This is a genomic window from Paenibacillus lutrae (assembly GCF_009757775.1).
Taxonomy (GTDB): domain Bacteria; phylum Bacillota; class Bacilli; order Paenibacillales; family NBRC-103111; genus Paenibacillus_F; species Paenibacillus_F lutrae.
Window position 1 is genome coordinate 30,141 of the sequence record NZ_RHLK01000020.1, and the last position, 17,369, is coordinate 47,509.

A 17,369-nucleotide genomic window follows, 5' to 3' on the forward strand; every position below is an offset into this window, starting at 1 on the left:
CTAACAATCAACAGATTTATTTTAATTGTTGATTGTCAGGCGCCTTATCTTTTAACTAATTTCGTTAACGGCTATTCAACCGTCACCGTTTCTTTTTCTGCATGACCTTCAGCAACCGGCTCGGAATTAGGATCTACAACCCGAATGTTCCGGTAGCGCGGCATACCTGTACCCGCCGGAATCAGCTTACCAATGATAACATTCTCCTTAAGGCCAAGCAACTGGTCCACTTTACCTTTGATCGCTGCATCTGTCAGGACACGCGTTGTTTCCTGGAAGGATGCCGCCGAAAGGAAGGAGTCTGTCTCGAGTGATGCCTTCGTAATACCAAGAAGGATCGGTTTCGCAACTGCAGGCTCATTGTCCGCAAACAAAGCTACTTTGTTCGCTTCTTCGTATTCATGCATGTCAACGAATGATCCAGGCAGCAGTGTAGTATCACCCGCATCTACGATACGGATTTTACGAAGCATCTGACGAATCATTACTTCCACGTGCTTATCATTGATCTCTACGCCCTGGTTCCGGTATACACGCTGAACTTCCTGAAGGATATAGTTCTGAACGCCTCGGATACCTTTAATGCGCAGCATTTCTTTAGGGTCAATCGAACCCTCGGTTAATTCATCGCCCGCCTCGATCGTCTGTCCTACAACAGCCCTTACACGGGAACCATAAGGAACAGCGTATACACGGGACTCTGCTTCGCCTTGGACTTCAATTTCACGGCGGTCCTTAGCTTCGCGAATTTCTTTGACGAGACCATCAATTTCCGAAATAATCGCTTGCCCTTTAGGATTACGCGCTTCGAACAACTCCTGAATACGCGGCAAACCTTGTGTGATATCATCCCCTGCAACACCACCGGTATGGAACGTACGCATAGTGAGCTGTGTTCCTGGTTCACCAATGGATTGTGCTGCGATAATACCTACAGCTTCACCGATTTCAACATGCTGTCCTGTCGCAAGGTTACGACCGTAACACTTCTTACATACCCCATGACGGGAACGACAGCTAAGAACAGAACGAATCTGCAGACGTTCAATCCCTGCGTCAATGATTGAATTCGCGATATTAGCTTCAATCAATTCATTACGATTGACGATTACATCCCCGGATTGCGGATGACGAATCGTTTCGAATGCATAGCGGCCTTCAATACGGTCAAAGAGGTCTTCAATTACTTCTTTGCCGTCTTGAATTTTACTCACGATAAATCCTTTATCGGTTCCGCAATCATCTTCACGAACAATTACATCCTGCGCAACGTCTACCAGACGTCTGGTCAGATAACCGGAGTCAGCTGTACGAAGGGCTGTATCGGCAAGACCTTTACGAGCACCGTGGGTGGAAATAAAGTATTCCAATACGGTGAGGCCTTCACGGAAGTTCGATTTAATTGGAAGCTCGATAATTTTACCGGACGGGTTGGCCATCAATCCACGCATACCACCAAGTTGTGTGATTTGGGATTTGTTACCCCGTGCTTTGGATTCTACCATCATGTTAATGGAATTGTATTTATCGAGGGACTTCATCAGGATATCCGTGATTTCATCCTTCGTTTTACTCCAAATTGCAATTACACGATCGTAACGCTCTTCATCCGTAATCAAGCCGCGGCGGTATTGATTCGTGACCGTGCGTACTTTTTCCTCTGAATCCTCTAGAATCTTCTTCTTCTCTAAAGGCACGACAACGTCTGCTACAGCTACAGTAATACCCGCTTTAGTGGAGTATGTGAAGCCGAGCTCTTTAATCTTATCGAGAATTACAGAAGTTTTAGTTGTATGGTAATTACGGAAACACTCCGCAATAATCGATCCTAAATAGTCTTTACCGACTGCTTTGGCTTCCGGCAACTCTTCCATTCTAGCGCGAATATCTGCGCCTTTCTCGAACACGAAGTAATCGTCGGATGGACCGTTAAGCAGGTTTGCTTTGGTAGCGTCGTTGATGTACGGGAAATCTTCCGGGAAAATTTCATTGAAAATGATTTTTCCGATCGTCGTAATCAAATAGGCTTCCTGTTGAACTGCGCTAAAGTTATTCTTATTAAGAACTCTTGCCGGGATAGCTACACGCGCATGCAGTTCAGCTGTTCCGTTCTGGTACACAGATACGGCTTCGTTCACAGAGCGAAGAATCAGGTTAGCGCCTTTACCGTACTTGTTATCTGTAGTCAGATAGAAGCTTCCCAAGACCATATCCTGTGATGGCGTTACAACTGGCTTGCCGTCTTTCGGGTTCAAAATGTTACCGGATGCAAGCATCAATACACGCGCCTCTGCTTGTGCTTCAGCAGATAACGGTACGTGAACAGCCATTTGGTCACCGTCAAAGTCAGCGTTGTAGGCTGTACACACGAGTGGATGCAGCTTGATAGCACGACCTTCAACCAAGATGGGCTCAAACGCCTGGATACCCAGTCTATGCAGCGTAGGGGCCCGGTTCAGAAGAACTGGATGCTCTTTAATAACTTCCTCGAGAACGTCCCATACTTCCGGACTTACACGTTCAACTTTACGCTTGGCACTCTTAATGTTATGCGCAAGACCTTTGTTGACCAATTCTTTCATAACGAAAGGTTTGAACAACTCAAGGGCCATTTCTTTAGGCAGACCACATTGATACATTTTCAGGCTAGGACCTACAACGATAACGGAACGACCGGAATAGTCGACACGTTTACCGAGCAAGTTCTGACGGAAACGTCCCTGTTTACCTTTGAGCATGTGGCTCAATGATTTCAGCGGGCGGTTACCAGGACCTGTTACCGGACGTCCACGACGGCCGTTATCGATCAGAGCGTCAACTGCTTCTTGAAGCATCCGTTTCTCATTCTGAACAATGATATCAGGAGCGCCAAGATCCAACAGACGTTTCAGACGGTTATTACGGTTAATAACACGACGATACAGATCGTTAAGGTCGGACGTTGCAAAACGGCCACCATCCAGCTGAACCATCGGACGGAGCTCTGGCGGAATAACCGGCAGTACATCAAGAACCATCCAATCCGGCAGGTTCTTGGAATTACGGAACGCTTCCATCACTTCTAGACGCTTGATCGCGCGGTTACGGCGTTGACCTTGGGCGGTTTTAAGCTCTTCCTTCAGCATCTCAACATCTTTGTCGATTTCGATATCCTGAAGAAGTTTCTTAACTGCCTCAGCACCCATACCCGCTTGGAAGGCATAACCATACTTCTCACGGTAGCTGCGGTATTCCTTCTCAGACAGAAGCTGCTTCTTCTCAAGAGGCGTGTCTCCTGGATCCGTAACAACATAGGAAGCAAAGTATATGATCTCCTCAAGCGAGCGCGGAGACATGTCCAGTGCTAGCCCCATGCGGCTAGGTATACCTTTGAAGTACCAAATATGAGAGACAGGCGCAGCAAGTTCAATGTGACCCATACGCTCACGACGAACCTTCTGACGCGTTACTTCAACGCCACAGCGATCACATACGACGCCTTTGTAGCGAACACGCTTATACTTACCGCAATGACATTCCCAGTCTTTCGTCGGGCCAAAGATTTTCTCACAGAACAAGCCTTCTTTTTCGGGCTTCAGTGTTCTGTAGTTAATTGTCTCCGGTTTTTTAACTTCCCCACGGGACCATGAACGGATTTTCTCAGGTGAAGCCAATCCGATTTTCATAAATTCGAAATTGTTTACGTCCAACAAGGAGCAACCCTCCTTAGAATATGCTAATTATGGGAAGGAGGCGGACTCTTATGTCCGCCTTTCCTGTATCAATTGCAGTTATTCGGCTCCAATTTCTGCCCCTTCAAGGTTCAGATTAAGCTTATCACTCGTAGTGTCTTCTTCATCATCGAGTTCTTTCATCTCGATCTCTTGCTCATCTCCGGATAGGATCTTAACATCCATACCCAAGCTCTGAAGCTCTTTGATCAATACTTTAAACGACTCAGGAACACCAGGTTCCGGTACGTTCTCGCCTTTGACAATGGATTCGTAGGTTTTGACACGACCCACCACGTCATCAGACTTAACAGTAAGAATTTCCTGCAGAGTGTATGCAGCGCCATAAGCCTCAAGCGCCCATACTTCCATCTCCCCGAAACGTTGTCCGCCGAACTGAGCTTTACCACCCAGAGGCTGTTGAGTAACGAGTGAGTATGGACCTGTGGAGCGGGCATGGATTTTGTCATCGACCATGTGCGCCAGTTTGATCATATACATGACCCCAACTGTAACTTCACGTTCAAAGGAATCTCCGGTACGTCCATCATACAGTTTCGTTTTACCGTTACGCTGCATGCCGGCCTCTTCCATGGTGTCAAACACATCATACTCGTGCGCTCCGTCGAATACCGGCGTTGCCACATGAATACCAAGTGCTCTTGAAGCCATACCCAAGTGAACTTCCAGTACCTGACCGATGTTCATACGAGAAGGTACGCCCAACGGGTTCAGAACAACCTCTACAGGCGTTCCATCCGGCATGAACGGCATGTCTTCTTCCGGTAAAATACGGGCGATAACACCCTTGTTACCGTGACGTCCAGCCATTTTGTCACCCTCGGAAATCTTACGCTTCTGAGCGATGTAAACACGAACCAGCTGATTAACGCCCGGCGGCAATTCGTCACCGTTCTCTCGTGTAAATACTTTCACGTCAACGACAATACCGTCTGTTCCGTGAGGAACCCGCAGCGACGTATCGCGAACTTCACGCGCCTTCTCACCGAAGATGGCATGAAGCAGACGTTCTTCAGCGGTCAGTTCCGTCACACCCTTAGGCGTAACTTTACCAACAAGAATATCTCCAGCGCCTATCTCCGCACCGACACGAATGATTCCACGCTCATCGAGGTTCTTCAGAGCATCTTCGCCAACGTTCGGAATATCGCGCGTAATTTCTTCTGGGCCGAGTTTCGTGTCACGAGCCTCGGATTCATATTCTTCAATGTGAATAGATGTATACACATCTTCCTTCACAAGTCTTTCACTCAGCAGAATCGCATCCTCGTAGTTGTAACCTTCCCAAGTCATGAAGGCTACTACAACGTTGCGGCCAAGAGCCAATTCGCCTTGCTCTGTGGAAGGACCATCAGCCAGAATGTCTCCAGCTTTGACCAATTGGCCCTTTTGAACGATCGGACGCTGGTTAATGCACGTTCCTTGGTTAGAACGCATAAACTTGTGAAGCTTATGTTTAATCAAGTTGCCGTTCACTAGTCTGCCTTCAATCATCTCTTGACGACGAAGCCAAATTTCATTACCCGCAACTTTTTCGATAATTCCGTCATGTTTGGCAACAATACAAACACCGGAGTCTTTCGCAGACTTGTGCTCCATACCCGTACCAACCAACGGAGCTTTCGGGATAAGAAGCGGAACGGCTTGACGTTGCATGTTGGATCCCATGAGCGCACGGTTGGAGTCATCGTTTTCCAAGAAAGGAATTAACGCTGTTGCAACCGATACAACCTGCTTAGGAGATACGTCCATGTAGTCGACACGTTCTTTAGGTAGCGTCAGAATATCATCCTTATAACGGACAATAACACTGTCGTTCACGAAGAATCCTTCTTCTGACAGCTCGGCATTCGCTTGAGCAACAACGTAGTTATCCTCTTCATCGGCTGTCATGTAGACGATTTCTTCCGTAACAACGCCTGTTTTGGGATCAACATGACGGTATGGGGCTTCAATAAAGCCATACTCATTAATCCGTGCGAACGTTGACAAGGAGTTAATCAAACCAATGTTCGGACCTTCCGGTGTTTCAATCGGACACATCCGCCCATAGTGGGAGTGATGGACGTCACGAACTTCAAAGCCGGCACGCTCACGCGTCAAACCGCCGGGTCCGAGTGCGGAGAGACGACGTTTGTGCGTCAGCTCAGCAAGCGGGTTCGTCTGATCCATAAACTGCGAAAGCTGGGAGCTTCCGAAGAACTCCTTGATAGCCGCGATAACCGGGCGTATGTTAATCAAAGCCTGCGGCGTAATTACGTTCGCATCCTGAATGGACATACGCTCACGAACAACACGTTCCATCCGAGAAAGACCGATACGGAACTGATTCTGCAGCAGCTCGCCAACGGAGCGAAGACGACGATTACCAAGGTGATCGATATCATCGGTGTTTCCGATTCCGTGCAGAAGGTTTATAAAATAGTTAATGGACGAAATGATGTCCGCAGGTGTAATGTTCTTAACGGATTTATCAATAACCCCGTTAGAAATCACTTTTATTACCTTGCCGTCTTCAATCGGTGAATACACATCAATCGTCTGGACAGGAATGATCTCTTCTCCGGCAACTCCGTTAGGTACAGAGTAGTCTTTGAATCCGATGCTCTTCTCCAGGAATGGAAGGACTTCATCCAAAAGACGACGATCAAGGACTTGGCCCGCCTCTGCAACGATTTCACCCGTTTCCGGGTCAATCAGTGTTTCTGCAAGACGTTGGTTAAACAACCGGTTCTTAATATGAAGCTTTTTATTGATTTTGTAACGACCCACATTCGCCAGATCGTAACGTTTTGGATCAAAGAAACGAGCTACAAGCAAGCTTCTCGCATTATCAAGCGTTGGTGGTTCGCCCGGACGAAGACGTTCATAGATTTCAATCAAAGCTTTATCCGTAGAATCCGTGTTGTCTTTGTCCAGCGTATTCCGAATATATTCATTGTCACCAAGCAAATCAAGAATCTCAGCGTCAGTACCAAATCCGAGCGCACGCAGCAGAACGGTTACCGGAATTTTACGTGTGCGATCAATACGTACATAGACGATATCCTTCGCATCTGTTTCCAATTCCAACCAAGCACCGCGGTTCGGAATCACTGTTGCTGTGTAAGTCTTTTTACCGTTCTTATCTACTTTGGTGCTATAATAGACGCTAGGAGAACGAACGAGCTGGGAGACAATTACACGTTCAGCACCGTTAATAATGAAGGTTCCGGTTTCGGTCATGATCGGGAAATCTCCCATAAACACTTCCTGTTCCTTCACTTCTCCGGTTTCCTTATTGATCAGACGTACCTTCACCCGAAGCGGCGCAGCGTAGGTGACGTCACGCTCTTTGGATTCGTCTACGGAATACTTAGGCTCTCCTAAGCTGTAGTCAATAAATTCAAGTACTAGATTCCCCGTGAAATCCTGAATAGGTGAAATGTCCAAAAGCATCTCACGTAGTCCTTCATCCAAAAATCCTTCATAGGATTTTTGTTGAATTTCGATCAGGTTGGGGATGTCAAGCACCTCATTAATTCGAGCATAAGTCCTGCGTTTGCGTCGTCCAAATTGAACAAGATGTCCCGCCAACTTCATTCACCCCTTAAGTCTACTCAGTTCATAAAAATAAATAAGAAAAACTTCTATCGACGTACACTTCATGGGCACCTCGTTGTTTGGGCACCCCCTTAAGGAAGGGCGTCTACGCCGAGCGCACGCTAACGGTGGAATTCTCCGATCTGATCAGAGAGCCCGTCCGAGGAAGCGACTGCAATGGATGGAGGTTTTTCTTGTTGATCCGCACAGTTATGGCATATAATACTACTTATCCTGTTAGAATTTCCTAAAATTTCAACATTATACTCAACGTTAGAAATTTTATTCATTTCTCTTCAAAAAAACGCTTGACATTTTCGTTAAGGAAACACATCAAGCCCATCTTAATACTGACATTTTTTAATGATATCATATTTGTGATGTCAAGTCAAAAGTTTTTTGCTTATGCGTATATTATTTGATTGCTTTCAAAATGCGATAGCCTTTATCTTTTGTAATTTCATCTGCCTCTGTAAAAAGTTCCTCCATCTTAGCTAATGCAGATGGCGAACCTTGCTTTTTTTGAATTACAACCCACAATTCACCGCCTGGAAGCAAGCATTCCCAGGCCTGCTCGAATATCTCGTGAACTGTTTGTTTACCTGCGCGAATCGGAGGATTAGTGAGCACCACATTGAATTTTTGTTCCTTAACCGCTTCTAGTTTGTCACTCTGCAGGACGGTCACATTAGTAATGCCATTATTCTTTGCATTTTCTTTCGCAAGTTCAATAGCCCGCTCATTAATATCGACCATCGTTACAAATCCTTCCGGACATTGTAGCGCAGCACTTAATCCGATAGGTCCATATCCACAACCTACATCTAATACCTTTGCTTTGGAATCCATTGTCATAGTCTCGATCAGAAGACGACTTCCGAAATCGACGCCGCCTTTGGAGAAGACACCGGCATCCGTCTTCAAATCAAGTTTACGTCCAGCCAACCGCAACTCGACTTGCTGAGCCTTATGCTTTACCGTCGGCTTCTGCGTGTAATAGTGATCCGTCAACTGCATTCTCTCCTTTTCTGCCATGCTGCATAAATTATACCCTTCGCCAGATGATTCTTGAAGTTAGCTTAAGCCAAACACATTTCTTTTATTAAATCCAAAAGAACCTCTTGAAGCCAGGCTTCAAGAGGTTCCCCGTTTAACCAATATTATTTCACTTCTACGGAAGCGCCAGCTTCAGCAAGCTTCGCTTGAACTGCTTCTGCTTCTTCTTTGCTTACTTTTTCTTTGATTGGCTTTGGTGCGTTGTCAACCAGGTCTTTTGCTTCTTTCAGACCAAGACCAGTGATTTCGCGAACAACTTTGATAACGTTGATTTTGGAAGCACCAGCGTTGTTCAAAATTACGTCGAACTCGGATTGCTCAGCAGCTTCAGCACCGCCAGCAGCGCCGCCCATTACTGCAACTGGAGCTGCAGCAGTTACGCCAAATTCTTCTTCAATTGCTTTAACCAGATCATTCAGTTCAAGAACTGTCATGCCTTTAATGGCTTCCAAGATTTGCTCGTTACTCATGGTTAAACCTCCATTATATTCATTCGAATTATTTGTGGGTAAAAATTAAGCTTCTGCTCCGGTCTCTTGCTTATCAGCCACAGCTTTAACTGCAAGAGCGAAGTTGCGAACAGGTGCTTGAAGCACGCTGAGGAGCATGGACAGAAGACCTTCGCGGGAAGGCAGGTCTGCCAGCGCTTTGATTTGTGCAACATCAACAACTTTACCTTCTACCACACCAGCTTTGATGCTAAGGCTGTCGTTTTTCTTCGCAAAATCGTTAAGGATCTTGGCTGGAGAAACAACATCATCTTTACTGAATGCAATTGCAGTAGGACCAGTCAGATGTGCATCAAGTTCAGTCAACTCTGTATTAGCAGTTGCACGTCTTACCATCGAGTTCTTAAGAACTGCGAATTCAATGCCAGCTTCACGGAGTTTCTTACGAAGTTCCGTTACTTGAGCAACGTTCAGACCACGATAGTCTGCTACGATTGTACAGGAGCTCTCACGCAGTTTGTCCGACAAGTCGGATACGATCTGCTCTTTTTCTGCTAAAATCTTCGCGTTTGCCATAGGTTACACCTCACTTCTTGTCAATCTTGTTTTCACCGAATCTATCGCAAGCATTTCTACCGCCTAAGCATAAGAAATGCCTTCGTAGACTCTACGAAGGCATGACATTTACGGATGAACCGATTTATATCATAACACCTCGGCGGGATATTAAGCATTCAGGTAAACCCTCATGCACCTGCTGTCTACGGTCTATATATTCGACTGTTAACTAACAACCTCAGTTATTTTAACACGTTCGACATGATATGTCAATCGCAATTAACTTATCTGAAGGATTGGAGATTCACGCGAACGCTCGGGCCCATTGTCGAGGAAATCGCAACGCTCTTCAGGTATACACCTTTAGCAGCTGCAGGTTTCGCTCTGAGCAGTGCGTCGATCAGCGCTTTAAAGTTCTCAGAGAGCTTGTCAGCGTCGAAAGATACTTTGCCGAGTGGAGCATGAATTTGTCCCGCTTTGTCCAAACGGTATTCGATTTTACCAGCTTTGATCTCTTGAACAGCTTTAGTAACGTCGAAAGTTACGGTACCTGCTTTAGGGTTAGGCATAAGGCCTTTACCACCGAGCAGACGTCCGAGCTTACCAACTTCACTCATCATGTCAGGAGTAGCTACGCAAACATCGAAATCGAACCAGCCTTGCTGGATTTTGTTGATCATGTCTAGATCGCCTACAAAATCAGCGCCTGCCGCTTCTGCTTCTTTAGCTTTGTCACCCTTCGCGAATACGAGAACGCGCTTGGTTTTACCAGTTCCGTGCGGAAGTACTACTACGCCGCGGACAGCCTGGTCTTGTTTTCTAGGGTCTACACCCAGACGAACAGCGATATCAACCGTTTCGTCGAATTTTGCCGGAGCTGATTTCTTAACAAGCTCAATTGCTTCAGCTGGCTCATAAAGTGCTTCAGCAGTGATCTGCTTAGCTACTTCGTTATATTTCTTACCGTGTTTAGCCATGTGTAATCCTCCTCTGTGGTCGTAACGGATTGCCCTCCCACTGTATTGCGGCTTCTGAAAGAAGCCAACGAATCGAATTAATCTTCGATCGTGATGCCCATGCTGCGAGCAGTACCTTCAACCATCAGCATTGCAGCCTCTACGGTTGCAGCGTTCAGGTCAGGCATTTTAGTTTCAGCGATTTCACGAACTTTCGCACGTTTAACCGTTGCAACTTTCTTCTTGTTCGGTTCGCCGGAACCTTTTTCGACACCAGCTGCGATACGAAGAAGTACTGCTGCCGGAGGCGTTTTAGTTTCGAATGTGAACGAACGGTCTTCGAATACAGTGATAACAACCGGAATGATCAGACCTGCTTGATCAGCAGTCTTAGCATTGAACTCCTTACAGAAAGCCATAATGTTCACGCCAGCTTGACCCAGTGCAGGACCGATCGGCGGAGCCGGATTCGCTTTCCCTGCAGGAACCTGCAGTTTCACCATTTTAATAACCTTTTTTGCCATTGTGTGTGACACCTCCTTGCACGTAGTGTGGTTCGACGGGATCATTTCCCTCCCACCAGCAAAAGCCTATCCGCGAAAGAGACAGATCTGGCTAAGCTTTTCTTAAGGAACCAGCCAGAATCAGCAATCTGATTCCGCAAGAGAAACTTCCTCAAATAGAGGGATTTGAATCGATGCTGTCTACAGTTTCTCCACTTGATGGAAATCGAGTTCCAGTGGAGTCTCTCGACCAAACATGTTGACATGAACCTTAAGCTTACTTTTGTCTGCAATAATTTCTTCGACAGTGCCGACGAAATTCGCAAACGGACCTACCTTCACGCGAACCGTTTCTTTCAGATCGAAATCGATCTTCGGTTTCGGTTCTTCCATTCCCATGTGCTTCAGAATAGATTCGACTTCTTCCGGAAGCAGTGCTGTCGGTTTAGAGCCGGAACCCGTAGAGCCAACAAAACCAGTAACACCAGGCGTGTTGCGAACAACGTACCAGGAATCATCTGTCTGGATCATCTCAACGAGCACGTATCCGGGGTAAACTTTACGCATAACGGTTTTCTTCTTGCCGTCTTTGTTTACCAGCTCTTCCTCCATGGGTACAAGTACACGAAAGATCTTGTCCGTCATATCCATGGATTCAACACGCTTCTCTAAATTGGCTTTGACTTTGTTCTCGTAACCTGAATAGGTATGAACGACGTACCATCTTTTTTCCATATTTGCCACCTAGTTCCTGAATTTATTTGAAGACAAGACGAAGCAACTCAGAGATCCCCAGGTCGAGCAAGTAAAAATAGACAGTCACGAAAGCCACCGTCACAAGGGTAACGGTCGTATAGCTGATCATTTCCTTGCGAGTTGGCCATTTGACCTTCTTCAGTTCGCTCCAGCTTTCGGTGAAAAACGAGAACGAGGAGCCGAAACCCTGCTTCATTTTAGCTAAGAAAGCCACGCACTACACCTCCACAGACTATCTGGTTTCGCGATGAGCGGTATGTTCATTGCAGAATTTGCAGAATTTCTTGAACTCCATACGGTCTGGATGGTTACGCTTGTTCTTGTTGGACGTATAGTTCCGTTGCTTGCAGCTTGTGCATGCCAGCGTAATGATAACGCGCATGTTGTACACCTCCCGAGATCAGGATCAAATACGCCCTTTTTTGCGCATAAAAAAAAAGCGATAGGGCTACCTGCAATACTTTAACATAACCGGTATAGGGTGTCAAGGATAAGATCCTGCGCTGTGCATAGCAAAAAGCCCCTTGCCGGATCCTGGGTTGTTCTCATTATCGGCCTTGTCTCCACTGTTTAAACCTGATAAGTTCCCTGTTAAAAAATCAATTGCCATCAGCCGTGAGGGAATAAAATACCCCCGCATAATAATGTGTTTGCGATCGGGAAGGAAAACAATAGCCTTGGAATCAATGAAACTGTCTTTAATAAAATAAAAAAACACCCAATCACTGAAGGGTGCCTTGTCTATAAATCCCGCACTTCCAAATAACGCTCAAGCTTGCGTTTGACTCGCTGCAGAGCATTGTCTATCGACTTCACATGGCGGTCCAGATCAACAGCTATTTCCTGATAGGATCTACCATCAAGATAAAGCATCAGTACACGGCGTTCGAGATCACTAAGAATCTCACCCATTTTGTCTTCGAGTCCGCTGAATTCTTCCTGATTAATAATCAATTCTTCAGGATCGGTTACCTTGGAGCCGCAGATCACATCGAGAAGCGTACGATCTGAATCCTCGTCGTAAATCGGCTTGTCCAATGAAACGTAAGAGTTAAGCGGAATATGCTTCTGACGGGTTGCCGTCTTAATAGCCGTAATAATCTGCCGCGTAATGCACAGTTCTGCAAAAGCCTTAAACGAGGAGAGCTTGTCTCCGCGGAAATCCCGGATTGATTTGTATAACCCGATCATTCCCTCTTGCACGATATCTTCGCGGTCAGCACCTATAAGAAAGTAAGAACGGGCTTTGGCGCGTACAAAATTGCGGTACTTATTGATCAGAAACTCCAGTGCATCGCTATTACCACTATGGACAGCGTCGACGATATCCTCGTCGGTCTTGAGTTCGTAATCCGTCATTCTGAGCTCTCTGAGGTCGACACTCACCAAAAATCCCTCCGGCCTGCAAAACTCCCATGTTTGCTTAAAAGGATAGGTCAAGTATACATTATGTAATCTTACATCGTCAATGCAAATGAGAGATTAATTTCCAGAGTTTTTCAAAAGTTCCTGATGTTACTTCCCTCTTCTCCACCGCTCGAAGATTTCCCGCATCTCCTCATTCAACTTGCTATCGAAAGAGTTCCGGCCAGTTTCAGCCTCTTCCCGAATACGATTACGTATCTCACCGCGATTCTGCTTGATCTTAACGAGCAGTTCAGAAGCTGGAAGCCTCAGCGCCCCTTTGCCGAAAATCACATGCTGCTCGGTCATATCGGAAGTAGCTACGTAAATTTGACGACGGCGGCCCGCCAGTTGGAAGACCAGCCGTTCGATCAATTCGTCGGCTGTCTCCTTTTCCTTCGTGTAAAGAACGCTGAGCTTACTCTGGACGTAGGTTTTGCCAAGCCCCGGCACCTGATAGGCATCAAACACAAGATAAACCTTAACACCCGAAAACGATTGATATTCCGCAAGTATCGCGATCAGCCTGTCCCTCGCTTCTTCCAGACTGCGGTCACGCAGTACTTGAAGTTCCGCCCAGGCGCCGATAATATTGTAGCCGTCTACAATCAAGAATTCCTTCATGAGCGGTTAGCCTGTCGTGCGCTGTCTGACGACCTCGTACATCAGAACACCCGCTGCTACAGAGGCATTCAGCGAATTAATGCGGCCATGCATAGGCAGCTTCACCAGGAAATCGCACGATTCCTTGATCAGACGGCCTACGCCGCGAGCTTCATTGCCGATCACGAGGGCGAGCGGCAGCTTAAAGTTACTGCGGTATACATCGTCCGCAGCCGTTACATCCGTGCCCGCTACCCATACGCCGCGTTCCTTGAGCTCACCGATCGTTTGGGTGATATTGGTTACGCGGGCTACGGGCACATATTCAATCGCTCCCGCGGACGTCTTGGACACGGTCGCGGTCAAGCCGACGGAACGGCGTTTGGGAATGATGACGCCGTGAACGCCCGTGCAATCCGCGGTGCGGAGAATGGAGCCGAGATTGTGAGGATCCTCGATTTCGTCGAGGATCAGAATGAACGGCTCCTCGCCTTTACGCTCCGCACGCGCGAGAATGTCGTCGATCGTGGCATAGTCATATGCCGCCACCTGTGCGACGACTCCCTGGTGCTGGACTTCCGGGGCCAGCTGGTCGAGTTTGCGCTTGTCGGCCGTCTGCACGACGATGCCTTGCTTCTTAGCCTCAGCCACTATAGGCTGTGCAAGCTGTTTCTGCGCGGATTCAGCCAGCCAGATTTTATGAATGGTTCGGCCGGAACGGAGTGCTTCGAGCACTGAATGTTTGCCACCGATGTATTCTTCTTCCATGTTGAGTCCTCCTAAAGGTTGTTCTTCTTATTGTCCGCATCGGACAGAGCTGCCCGTTGTGAAGAACCGGGCGCCGCCGGTTCCATCATTCAGGCCCTTACTGACTGGATGCATCTTCCGCCGCCTGATCTGCTGCGGGCCCACTCTCCAAAGAAGCCGCAGCCGCTTCAGCCGCCTTCTCAGGTGTAAGCGAAACCTCCATCAGATACCTCAGTCTTTCCGAGGACTGCTTGTAATACAAATAGCCGATTAGACATTCAAAAGCTGTGCTGTGGCGATATTCCAGTACATCCGCATTCTTGGGGATAGTTCCGGATTTAGCATTGCGTCCCCGCTTTACAATAGCAGCCTCTTCTTCTGTAAGCAGCGGCAACATATGCTGCAGTGCCCGGGACTGCCCCTTAGCCGATACATAGCGGGTTGTGGTGCGGTGCAGATGGTTAGGCCGCTGATTGGGCAGGGAGATGACGTACTGTCTGACAAACATCTCATAGACGGCATCTCCGATGTAAGCCAGCACAAGCGGGTTGAGCAGTTCCGGCTTCTGGGCTGGCGGGTAGCTAAACAACTGGGCATTCACCGGTAAAGAGGGCTGGTTCATTTCCTGCGCCAGCGAATACCCTGTGGTGTATCCTCAAGATATATGCCCTTCTCAGTCAGTAAGTCCCGGATTTCATCTGCTCGCGTCCAGTCCTTAGCCCGTCTCGCTTCATTTCTTTCCCCTATCAGCTTATCGATTTCCTCATCAAGCAGTTCCTCTCTCTCCTCCGCCAGAATACCCAGCACGGAATCAAAAGCACGGAAGCGGCCCATCAGGAATCTTAGTGTAGGTGCCGATACACGATCCTGCTGTAGTACCCGGTTAGCTTCAGACACAAGATCGAACACAGCCGTGATGGCGTCAGGCGTGTTGAAATCATCATCCATTTTGGCAATAAACTGAGCCTCAATATCTTTAACACGTTTCTCCACCTGATCGTCTAGCACATCTTCCTGCGCAATGGTTAAACGATGCTTCAAGTTAGTCACACTGTTCTGAATGCGATCAAGCCCGTTCGTAGCCTGCGTCAGGCCATCTTCACTAAAGTTAAGCGGATTGCGGTAATGGGAAGAAAGCATGAAGAACCGGAGTGCCTCCGGACGAACCTGCTTAACCACTTCCCTAATCAGAACCCCGTTACCAAGTGATTTGGACATTTTTTCATTATCAATGTTAAGAAATTCATTGTGGAGCCAATATTTAGCCATCGGCTTGCCTGTCAGAACTTCCGTCTGGGCAATTTCACACTCGTGATGCGGGAACGTCAAATCGACACCCCCACCATGAATATCAATCGTGGCACCTAGATACTTGTGTACGAGAGCCGAACATTCGATATGCCAACCGGGACGGCCGTTCCCCCACGTACTACTCCAGAAGATCTCTCCAGGCTTAGCCGCTTTCCAGAGAACGAAGTCCTGCGGATTTTCTTTGCGTTCATCGACTTCAATACGGATACCATACTGAAGCTCATCCAGATTCTGATGCGAGAGCTTGCCGTAGTCTTTAAAGCGGGAAGTACGGAAATAAACGTCTCCGCCTTTTTCATAAGCAAATCCTTGCTGAACGAGCGAATTGATAAACGTAATAATCACTTCCATGTTGTCGGTAACACGCGGATTAATGGAAGCCGGTTCAATACGCAAAGTCTCCATATCTTCCTTGTACGCCGCGATAAAGCGATCTGCCAGTTCCTGCACCGTTTCGCCGGTTTCTTCCGCCTTGCGGATCATTTTATCGTCCACATCTGTGAAGTTAACCACATAATTGACTTCATAGCCGATATACGTCAAATAGCGCCGGACGACGTCAAAGAAAATAGCGGGACGACCGTTCCCGATGTGAATGTAATTGTATACGGTCGGACCGCAGACATACATTTTTACTTTACCTGATTCAAGGGGCTCGAATACTTCCTTTTCCCTCGTCATGGTATTAAACATTCTGAGTGTCATGCTCCCTGAGTCCTCCATTCTTTATCTTTTCTTTTTCCAACTCTTTTTTTAGATCGTCGATCTGCAGCTGTAAAGAGCGGCAGATATCACCCACAGGGTCTGACACGTTACCATGATCCAGCCGGTTTACCCGGATGCCGTCCCGTTTCACTATTTTACCCGGTATTCCGACGACCGTACTGTTTGCGGGAACTTCTTTTAGAACAACGGAATTAGCTCCGATTAGAGATTGGTCTCCCACCTTAAAAGAACCGAGCACCTTAGCCCCGGAGGAAATCACGACTTTGTTGCCGATCGTCGGATGACGCTTGCCCTTCTCTTTCCCCGTACCGCCAAGCGTTACTCCTTGATAAAGAATAACGTCATCCCCGATTTCACAGGTTTCGCCAATCACTACCCCCATCCCGTGATCAATAAACAGTCTATGTCCGATCGTGGCTCCAGGGTGAATCTCAATGCCTGTCATAAAACGGCTGAACTGAGAAACGATTCGGGCAATGACAAACCATCTTCTGATGTAAAACCAGTGCGCAATCCGGTGTGCCCATATGGCATGGAGCCCGGAGTAAGTAAAGACGACTTCAAACCAACTGCGGGCAGCGGGGTCGTTCTCAAATACCGCCTTGATATCGGAACGTAAAAATTTCCACAAGGTTCATCACCTTCTTATTCGTTCTAAAAAGCTTAGCTCCTACCTCTACTCTCTGCAAAAAAAGAGAAAAACTATACGCTTCTTCCTTAAAGAGAAAAAGCCTCCGCAGCCCGAAAGGCTGCAGAGGCGTGTTATCGCGGTTCCACTCTGCTTGGTGACTCTGAAGTCTCCCAACTTATTCGTTATTAACGGGAACGACCCGGCGGCACCTACGGACGATGAACGTCACTTCGGTGCAGCAGCTCGCAGGTGCATTTCCTCATAAAAGGATCGGATAACTTGCAGCCTGGCGGCCAATAAGCCTGCCTGGTTATCCTCTCTGAAGGTCCTTCTTATGTGTACTCTCCTGTTCAATG

16 protein-coding genes and 1 other annotated feature are annotated in these 17,369 nt (G+C 47.3%); all 16 genes read right to left on the reverse strand.

What is annotated here, in order from left to right:
• Nucleotides 1-71 precede the first annotated feature (71 nt).
• A complete protein-coding gene (rpoC, locus tag EDM21_RS22540; protein WP_157338643.1) occupies nucleotides 72-3,692 on the reverse strand; it encodes a DNA-directed RNA polymerase subunit beta' in 3,621 nt (1,206 codons plus the stop codon).
• A 78-nt stretch (nucleotides 3,693-3,770) separates the two neighbouring features.
• The gene (gene rpoB, locus EDM21_RS22545; protein WP_157338644.1) at nucleotides 3,771-7,307 is read right to left on the reverse strand and encodes a DNA-directed RNA polymerase subunit beta; all 3,537 of its coding nucleotides are present in this window, start codon (nucleotides 7,305-7,307) and stop codon (nucleotides 3,771-3,773) included.
• A 420-nt stretch (nucleotides 7,308-7,727) separates the two neighbouring features.
• A complete protein-coding gene (locus EDM21_RS22550; protein WP_157338645.1) occupies nucleotides 7,728-8,324 on the reverse strand; it encodes a class I SAM-dependent methyltransferase in 597 nt (198 codons plus the stop codon).
• Between the two features lie 149 nt (nucleotides 8,325-8,473).
• On the reverse strand, nucleotides 8,474-8,839 hold the full coding sequence (rplL, locus tag EDM21_RS22555; protein ID WP_068777667.1) for a 50S ribosomal protein L7/L12: 366 nt from the start codon (nucleotides 8,837-8,839) through the stop codon (nucleotides 8,474-8,476).
• A gap of 45 nt (nucleotides 8,840-8,884) precedes the next feature.
• Nucleotides 8,885-9,394: a 50S ribosomal protein L10 gene (rplJ, locus tag EDM21_RS22560; RefSeq protein WP_157338646.1), complete on the reverse strand. Its 510-nt coding sequence runs from the start codon at nucleotides 9,392-9,394 to the stop codon at nucleotides 8,885-8,887.
• A gap of 63 nt (nucleotides 9,395-9,457) precedes the next feature.
• Nucleotides 9,458-9,603, reverse strand: a sequence feature (ribosomal protein L10 leader region).
• A gap of 57 nt (nucleotides 9,604-9,660) precedes the next feature.
• Nucleotides 9,661-10,353, reverse strand: a complete 693-nt coding sequence (gene rplA, locus EDM21_RS22565) for a 50S ribosomal protein L1 (protein WP_068777665.1) — start codon at nucleotides 10,351-10,353, stop codon at nucleotides 9,661-9,663.
• Nucleotides 10,354-10,430: 77 nt separating this feature from the next.
• A complete protein-coding gene (gene rplK, locus EDM21_RS22570) occupies nucleotides 10,431-10,856 on the reverse strand; it encodes a 50S ribosomal protein L11 (RefSeq protein ID WP_009674499.1) in 426 nt (141 codons plus the stop codon).
• 180 nt (nucleotides 10,857-11,036) lie between these two features.
• Nucleotides 11,037-11,570: a transcription termination/antitermination protein NusG gene (gene nusG / locus EDM21_RS22575; protein WP_068777664.1), complete on the reverse strand. Its 534-nt coding sequence runs from the start codon at nucleotides 11,568-11,570 to the stop codon at nucleotides 11,037-11,039.
• Nucleotides 11,571-11,592: 22 nt separating this feature from the next.
• Nucleotides 11,593-11,805: a preprotein translocase subunit SecE gene (gene secE, locus EDM21_RS22580; RefSeq protein ID WP_068777663.1), complete on the reverse strand. Its 213-nt coding sequence runs from the start codon at nucleotides 11,803-11,805 to the stop codon at nucleotides 11,593-11,595.
• A gap of 18 nt (nucleotides 11,806-11,823) precedes the next feature.
• Nucleotides 11,824-11,973: a 50S ribosomal protein L33 gene (gene rpmG / locus EDM21_RS22585; protein WP_068777662.1), complete on the reverse strand. Its 150-nt coding sequence runs from the start codon at nucleotides 11,971-11,973 to the stop codon at nucleotides 11,824-11,826.
• 359 nt (nucleotides 11,974-12,332) lie between these two features.
• The gene (gene sigH, locus EDM21_RS22590; protein ID WP_068777661.1) at nucleotides 12,333-12,977 is read right to left on the reverse strand and encodes an RNA polymerase sporulation sigma factor SigH; all 645 of its coding nucleotides are present in this window, start codon (nucleotides 12,975-12,977) and stop codon (nucleotides 12,333-12,335) included.
• Between the two features lie 129 nt (nucleotides 12,978-13,106).
• Complete coding sequence (locus EDM21_RS22595; RefSeq protein ID WP_157338647.1) at nucleotides 13,107-13,619, reverse strand: NYN domain-containing protein; 513 nt, start codon at nucleotides 13,617-13,619, stop codon at nucleotides 13,107-13,109.
• Nucleotides 13,620-13,625: 6 nt separating this feature from the next.
• Complete coding sequence (gene rlmB, locus EDM21_RS22600; RefSeq protein ID WP_068777659.1) at nucleotides 13,626-14,366, reverse strand: 23S rRNA (guanosine(2251)-2'-O)-methyltransferase RlmB; 741 nt, start codon at nucleotides 14,364-14,366, stop codon at nucleotides 13,626-13,628.
• Between the two features lie 97 nt (nucleotides 14,367-14,463).
• The gene (locus EDM21_RS22605) at nucleotides 14,464-14,967 is read right to left on the reverse strand and encodes a Mini-ribonuclease 3 (RefSeq protein WP_157338648.1); all 504 of its coding nucleotides are present in this window, start codon (nucleotides 14,965-14,967) and stop codon (nucleotides 14,464-14,466) included.
• The gene (cysS, locus tag EDM21_RS22610; RefSeq protein ID WP_157338649.1) at nucleotides 14,964-16,361 is read right to left on the reverse strand and encodes a cysteine--tRNA ligase; all 1,398 of its coding nucleotides are present in this window, start codon (nucleotides 16,359-16,361) and stop codon (nucleotides 14,964-14,966) included. Before cysS ends, EDM21_RS22605 begins: the two co-directional genes overlap by 4 nt.
• A complete protein-coding gene (cysE, locus tag EDM21_RS22615; RefSeq protein WP_157338650.1) occupies nucleotides 16,342-17,013 on the reverse strand; it encodes a serine O-acetyltransferase in 672 nt (223 codons plus the stop codon). The genes cysS and cysE overlap by 20 nt, the downstream gene beginning before the upstream one ends.
• Nucleotides 17,014-17,369: the final 356 nt, after the last annotated feature.

What these genes read in the sequence shown, in the direction of transcription:
- rplL (WP_068777667.1), bottom strand. Translation starts at nt 8,839, where the DNA reads ATGAGTAACGAGCAAATCTTGGAAGCCATTAAAGGCATGACAGTTCTT.
- rplJ (WP_157338646.1), bottom strand. Translation starts at nt 9,394, where the DNA reads ATGGCAAACGCGAAGATTTTAGCAGAAAAAGAGCAGATCGTATCCGAC.
- rplA (WP_068777665.1), bottom strand. Translation starts at nt 10,353, where the DNA reads ATGGCTAAACACGGTAAGAAATATAACGAAGTAGCTAAGCAGATCACT.
- rplK (WP_009674499.1), bottom strand. Translation starts at nt 10,856, where the DNA reads ATGGCAAAAAAGGTTATTAAAATGGTGAAACTGCAGGTTCCTGCAGGG.
- nusG (WP_068777664.1), bottom strand. Translation starts at nt 11,570, where the DNA reads ATGGAAAAAAGATGGTACGTCGTTCATACCTATTCAGGTTACGAGAAC.
- rpmG (WP_068777662.1), bottom strand. Translation starts at nt 11,973, where the DNA reads ATGCGCGTTATCATTACGCTGGCATGCACAAGCTGCAAGCAACGGAAC.
- EDM21_RS22595 (WP_157338647.1), bottom strand. Translation starts at nt 13,619, where the DNA reads ATGAAGGAATTCTTGATTGTAGACGGCTACAATATTATCGGCGCCTGG.
- rlmB (WP_068777659.1), bottom strand. Translation starts at nt 14,366, where the DNA reads ATGGAAGAAGAATACATCGGTGGCAAACATTCAGTGCTCGAAGCACTC.
- EDM21_RS22605 (WP_157338648.1), bottom strand. Translation starts at nt 14,967, where the DNA reads ATGAACCAGCCCTCTTTACCGGTGAATGCCCAGTTGTTTAGCTACCCG.
- cysS (WP_157338649.1), bottom strand. Translation starts at nt 16,361, where the DNA reads ATGACACTCAGAATGTTTAATACCATGACGAGGGAAAAGGAAGTATTC.